This window comes from Mesotoga infera (assembly GCA_011045915.1).
Lineage (GTDB): Bacteria > Thermotogota > Thermotogae > Petrotogales > Kosmotogaceae > Mesotoga > Mesotoga infera_D.
The window spans coordinates 1-5,000 of sequence record DSBT01000415.1; the positions used below are offsets into that span (position 1 = coordinate 1).

Below are 5,000 nucleotides of genomic sequence, written 5' to 3' on the forward strand. Positions count from 1 at the left end.
CTATTTAGATGAGGAAGAAACTCTATCATGCGAAGAACATTTTCCAGGCTCAAGTCAGGGTCCCTGTATCTCGATATTGTAGATAGAGCAATAATCGCTCGTGAGCCAGGGGAATGAATCCTGTCGATGCCTGGTCCATCATTGTGTCTGCAGGACGAAAGTGGACGTTACGAGAGGTGCTATGATTGAGTGAAGCAAGAGCTCGGAATCGGGACTGAAATTCCGGCAGGTCAGCCGTTTCTATCGCGAGCTTGTGTTCTCACTTAGTTTCGAAATGCGGCTTTCGAATTCCTGCTTATCATCGTGACTAAGCCTGTCAAATCTTGAAAAAGATTCCTTTCCTTATTTGTGGAGCAGAAGATTGCGAAGATCCGTGTGCCCGTCCTTCCTTATGTTAGGTCCCGATTGCTTCTAGAATCTCTTCGTTTTGGAGAAACAACTAAGACAACATAGATGGAGACGCTGCTTATATGGATTTTTCTACAGACATCATTGTGGAGGTGGGGAAATGAAGAATCCGATACTGGTTGCGCTCTTTATTCTTCTGTTTCTAACCGGTGTGCAGGCGGGGGCCAATCCAGCTGATTCGGCGAATCGGGAAGTGGATATGGTATTTGTGGAAAGAGGCAGCTTCAATATGGGAGATGAAGTCGGAGACCTATGGCAAGAAAATCGTCCCGTACACAAGGTTACACTCACTTACGATTTCTATATCGATAAGTACGAAGTGACTTTTGACGAATACGATGCATTCTGTGAATCGACTGGGAAAAGCAAACCCGGCGATGAAGGCTGGGGAAGGGAAAAGAGACCGGTTATCAACGTCAGCTGGAACGACGCTATGGAATACTGCAATTGGCTTAGTGAGAAGGAAAAGCTCCCGAAGGCATACGACGAAAATGGAAATTTGATAGACAGGGATGGAGTGGTCGTGACAGATCCTTCGAAGGTTGTCGGATACAGACTGCCCACAGAGGCCGAGTGGGAATATGCCGCCCGTGGGGGGAAGGAAAGCAAGGGCTTCTGGTATTCGGGAAGCAACAACGCTGATGAAGTGGCCTGGTATTCGCATAATTCGGGAGACGAGCTTCTTGAAGGCTCTCTTAGTGATGAAAGTGGCTTAAAAGCCATTACTGAAAACAACTGTAGATCGCACGAGGTAGGGACAAAAGCGCCAAACGAGATTGGACTTTATGACATGTCTGGGAACGTATGGGAGCTTTGTTCCGACTGGTTTTACGACTATACCGATTCTGGGCAGACGAATCCGTATAATGACAGCGGTTCCTTCAAGGTCTTTCATGGTGGCAGCTGGTTCGACCACGTAAGCCGATTACGTGTGGCGGGTCGAAGTGGCAACGGGCGTACCTTCAAATACTACTATTTGGGGTTCCGCGTTTGCAGGACAGCTTTTTGAGTTTGCCCTGACTGTTTTCTTCAAGTCAAGGGCAGCTGGGGACTAACAGGGCTTCGGGTATAAGCAAAACTCTTCTTCTCACTATGGATGGAGTTTGTGGCATATGAACTTGAGCCCTTATGTAAGCGTGCCAGGGGCTGCATGATTTAGCCTAACTGAAAGCGGATAGTTGACAGAGGTTAGAAACCTGAATTATCATATGAATGGATTCTTAGGAAATGCATGATTGACTCGCCCTGCCGCGGGGTAGTCCGGCCTGTATTTTCCGATTCTCGTGACAGATCGCTTGTTTCGATTAGGGGAATGCGTTATGACTGCAGGATTTTCTCTAGAGCATGAAAGTATTCGTCATTTCCGATACGCACTTTGATCACAAGAACATAATTACTTATGCCAACCGCCCCTTTCCCGATGTGGAAACTATGAACCAGAAGCTGATTGAAGGTTGGAACGAGACAGTCGGGAAGCGCGATCTTGTTTACTTTCTTGGTGATTTCTGCATGAGGCCTAAGCAAAATGCCAGGAGGTTCTCAAGTCTTTTGAGCGGTTCAATTATACTTATAAAAGGAAATCACGATGGAAAGGCTGAGCAATATCTTGAAGCGGGATTTCTTGAAGTTCACAAGAGGCTCGTTATCGAGCATCCCGAACGAAATTATGTCAAGATTCTTCTCACTCATAGAGCTCAGCCAGATCCAGGGGAAGATATCGCCTTAAACATACATGGACACATTCATGGTTCAATTTTGTCAGGCGACGGATATGCAGGCAGGTACTTCAACGTTTCTGTAGAAAACATTGGGTATAGACCTATTGAGTTAAAGAGAGTGCTGGAGTTAGCAGGTATCTGAGGGTTTGGTAAGATGCCGGAGCTGGAAGGAATACGCAGGCACTGCGAGGTAATAAAGTATCTTGATTACTAATATGAAGTAAGTGATATACTATTCTTTCTGTGCAAGTCTGCTTTTGCATCTTTCCGTGACAGGCTCGATTCATTTCATCTGCTTAATGTTTGACAAGCTGCATAAAATTGTTTGTGCAGGCAAAAAGAAACAGCTGGAGACGGATAGAGCTTCTTCCGCTTCTAGCTGTTTTCCTTGCAACTTACATATTGGAACGTGTAACTGATCCTTCGCCTTCGTTCTTCAGTGCATCATTATAATTCCTGACATTGCCGTAGTTGTGTGAAGCGGCTCTGATTCGTCAGCCGTACCTTCCAACGCGTTCAGCACTTCCAGTCGATATTTGAGGGGTTCGGTTCGTCGTCAACCGAAATGGAACGCAGTGCATCAAGCATTCTTCCACACTCTTCGGCGGCGCATAGTTCCAAATGCTCCCAGTGGGCCTCTATTCCAAGTGTGTAATAAGCGACGGCAAGCGCTCCGTAAAGCGCGAGTCCTATGCTGTGTCTTGCCGAATGTATGGTTGACGCACTCTGAGCTATGGCTCTAGCTGCGGCTTGTGCCGCTGGAGTGTTTTGAGCGTCTCTTGCTGCATCATGGCACCGAAGAATTTTCTTCTTTGCTTGCGGCAGTTTTATTTGTCCGGAAAGCCACTGCCGGGCGGCTATTATTGCAAATTTCGGACGTAAGTCATTCGGATAGTATTTAAGCCACAGAGGCAATAAGACTCGCTCAGAATAATCTGTGACCCATTTTATAAGTGTTGTCTTGCTCTGGGTTTCAATCTGTTTCATTAATGACTGAATATACTGGGCGTTCCAGTCGTTAAGCATCCTTCTCAATCTAGGCATGCCAGTTAGTCCTCAATTAGTGATGATTCCCAGTTTCATAACACCATTTCGCAATCTCCGCGATCAACTCCAGTGGGAGTGGCTTGCTGTATGAGATTTGAATTGCGCCCTTGCTTGTCTTGTATTGTGTCAACCGGTCTGCAAAATGTGCAACAGCTTTGTCACCGGGATAAAGTCCGATGTGGTTCTTGAAGGCTGCGAAGTGGATAATATTGTGCTTTTTCCAGTAGGTGGGCATCCTCCACGAGATGCGTTCCTCTGCGTCTGGCAGCGCTGCACTGAGCGCATCCCTTACCTGATGCAGGAGCGGCTGAAGGCTCTCGGGTTGTGCTTCAATGTAGGTGTCGATCGTTTTCTGGGGCCCACCGCACGAGTGCTTCTGGTTCTCTTTCTCGAACTCGCGGCCGCATTTCGGACATTGCCACATACCAGCTCACTGCTCCCTTTCCGTTATCGTTACCTTAACGCTCTCCCTGGGTTTCTTTCCGATCTTGGTCCTTATATCCTTCCTTACACCGATTACATAGCAGATCGTACCGTCGGGGTTCTTCATGCCCATATTAACAACGCTTCCGTCGTATGGTTCACCGTCGAAAATTGCGCGGACTTTTAGCCTTCCCCTGCCGAACTCCTTCCTTAAATCAAAAGGGAATTCTATGTAAGCTCCGTCTATGTCGGGGACTTTCCGGATAATGGCATTAAACTCATAGGTCTTCGGGTTCATAATCAATGACCTCCGTTCAGAAATATGCCTTCAGTAGGTTCACTGCTGTGCCCAGAAGGACAAGTCACATCTCAAGACGCTTCTGAAAAGCGACTCCGTCAATCTTTTCGCTCATGTTCCCACAATTCTCCGTTCCGATGACCAGAGTGTGAGTCCAGTAATCAAACCGATAATGATCAGACTGAACTCTTACATAGATAATACACGGTTGCTCTTGCGTTGTGAAGAAGCTGTCGGTCTCTTTGGGAGTCAATTAAACTCGACCGAGAAAGTGCGGTGGTTCTGAGTCTCTGCCTTTCAAAAAAGAAACTGGGAATCCGACTCCAAACAGCAACGAGAAGCCCTTATGTGAAGCCAGTACTGAATGAGCGGAGCGTAAACCCGGGCCGCATGATCTGCAGGAAAGTTCCACTTCCGACCGAATTCTCACTGACGTATTTATCCCGGCCCGAGCATTACTTGAGTCAGTCCCGCGTAATGTAACACCCCTTTCCCTTCGTGCAGCCTCCCAGTGCGAATCCCGTTGACTTTGTATTCATTCCGGGCAGGTAGAAAACGGTCGTGAGTTCCTCAACATCCTGTCCATGTATGAGCCAGATGCTTTCCGCCAGTTTCTTCAGGTTTTCTTCGGACGGACTGTAATTGAAGATCCTGACCTTAATGTTTCTGCGGCGCATAGCCTTCCCGAAATCCCTAATCCGAAGAATTTCATAGGTAATCTCCTCGCTTTTCACTGTTTATCCCCCTAAGAATAATTACAACACGGATATTATTTTACAGCAGTTAACACCAAAAGCAAAATCTCTAAGTAAGTTGTCTTCACGTAGTTCGCCTCTTACTATCAAAGCATTGTTGAATCAATAGATTAAGTGGTATGATTAATTAAGTATTTTGAGGGGTGGATAGAAAGGAAGGAGGTTTTAGATGAGAGGATTTGATGAACTCCGGTACATCAGACCTACGCTAGTCATATTCATCTTTCTAGTAACGATTCTTCTAATGATGCTACCGTACCACGTCTTTCAGAATGAGGCTATCAGCTATACTCAGGAAATCTATTCGGGAATCTTCGAGACATCCGTCGAAAATCTGGGATCTGCTTTGTC

General features: G+C 46.5%; 7 protein-coding genes. 3 read left to right on the plus strand and 4 right to left on the minus strand.

What is annotated here, in order from left to right; translation table 11 throughout:
* The first annotated feature begins 607 nt into the window (after positions 1-607).
* Both ENN47_13680 and ENN47_13685 read left to right on the plus strand, forming a co-directional pair.
* On the plus strand, positions 608-1,417 hold the full coding sequence (locus tag ENN47_13680) for a formylglycine-generating enzyme family protein (protein HDP79197.1): 810 nt from the start codon (positions 608-610) through the stop codon (positions 1,415-1,417).
* A gap of 335 nt (positions 1,418-1,752) precedes the next feature.
* Positions 1,753-2,268, plus strand: a complete 516-nt coding sequence (locus ENN47_13685) for a phosphoesterase (GenBank protein ID HDP79198.1) — start codon at positions 1,753-1,755, stop codon at positions 2,266-2,268.
* A 374-nt stretch (positions 2,269-2,642) separates the two neighbouring features.
* On the opposite strand, the gene ENN47_13690 is transcribed toward ENN47_13685, so the two are convergent.
* The 4 genes from ENN47_13690 to ENN47_13705 all read right to left on the minus strand — a co-directional run bounded on the left by ENN47_13690 (position 2,643) and on the right by ENN47_13705 (position 4,628).
* Entirely contained in the window at positions 2,643-3,170 is a 528-nt protein-coding gene (locus ENN47_13690; protein ID HDP79199.1) for a hypothetical protein, read from the minus strand.
* Between the two features lie 16 nt (positions 3,171-3,186).
* The gene (locus ENN47_13695) at positions 3,187-3,597 is read right to left on the minus strand and encodes a hypothetical protein (protein ID HDP79200.1); all 411 of its coding nucleotides are present in this window, start codon (positions 3,595-3,597) and stop codon (positions 3,187-3,189) included.
* 6 nt (positions 3,598-3,603) lie between these two features.
* A complete protein-coding gene (locus tag ENN47_13700) occupies positions 3,604-3,894 on the minus strand; it encodes a DUF1905 domain-containing protein (protein ID HDP79201.1) in 291 nt (96 codons plus the stop codon).
* Between the two features lie 464 nt (positions 3,895-4,358).
* Positions 4,359-4,628, minus strand: coding sequence for a hypothetical protein (locus ENN47_13705; GenBank protein ID HDP79202.1), 270 nt, complete (start codon positions 4,626-4,628; stop codon positions 4,359-4,361).
* Between the two features lie 190 nt (positions 4,629-4,818).
* Between ENN47_13705 and ENN47_13710 the strand changes: the two genes are divergently transcribed.
* Positions 4,819-5,000: diguanylate cyclase (locus ENN47_13710; GenBank protein ID HDP79203.1), on the plus strand; the 182-nt coding region annotated here is incomplete at its 3' end.

Coding starts and splice junctions, on each gene's coding strand:
- ENN47_13680 (HDP79197.1), top strand. CDS start 608: ATGGTATTTGTGGAAAGAGGCAGCTTCAATATGGGAGATGAAGTCGGA.
- ENN47_13685 (HDP79198.1), top strand. CDS start 1,753: ATGAAAGTATTCGTCATTTCCGATACGCACTTTGATCACAAGAACATA.
- ENN47_13690 (HDP79199.1), bottom strand. CDS start 3,170: ATGCCTAGATTGAGAAGGATGCTTAACGACTGGAACGCCCAGTATATT.
- ENN47_13695 (HDP79200.1), bottom strand. CDS start 3,597: ATGTGGCAATGTCCGAAATGCGGCCGCGAGTTCGAGAAAGAGAACCAG.
- ENN47_13700 (HDP79201.1), bottom strand. CDS start 3,894: ATGAACCCGAAGACCTATGAGTTTAATGCCATTATCCGGAAAGTCCCC.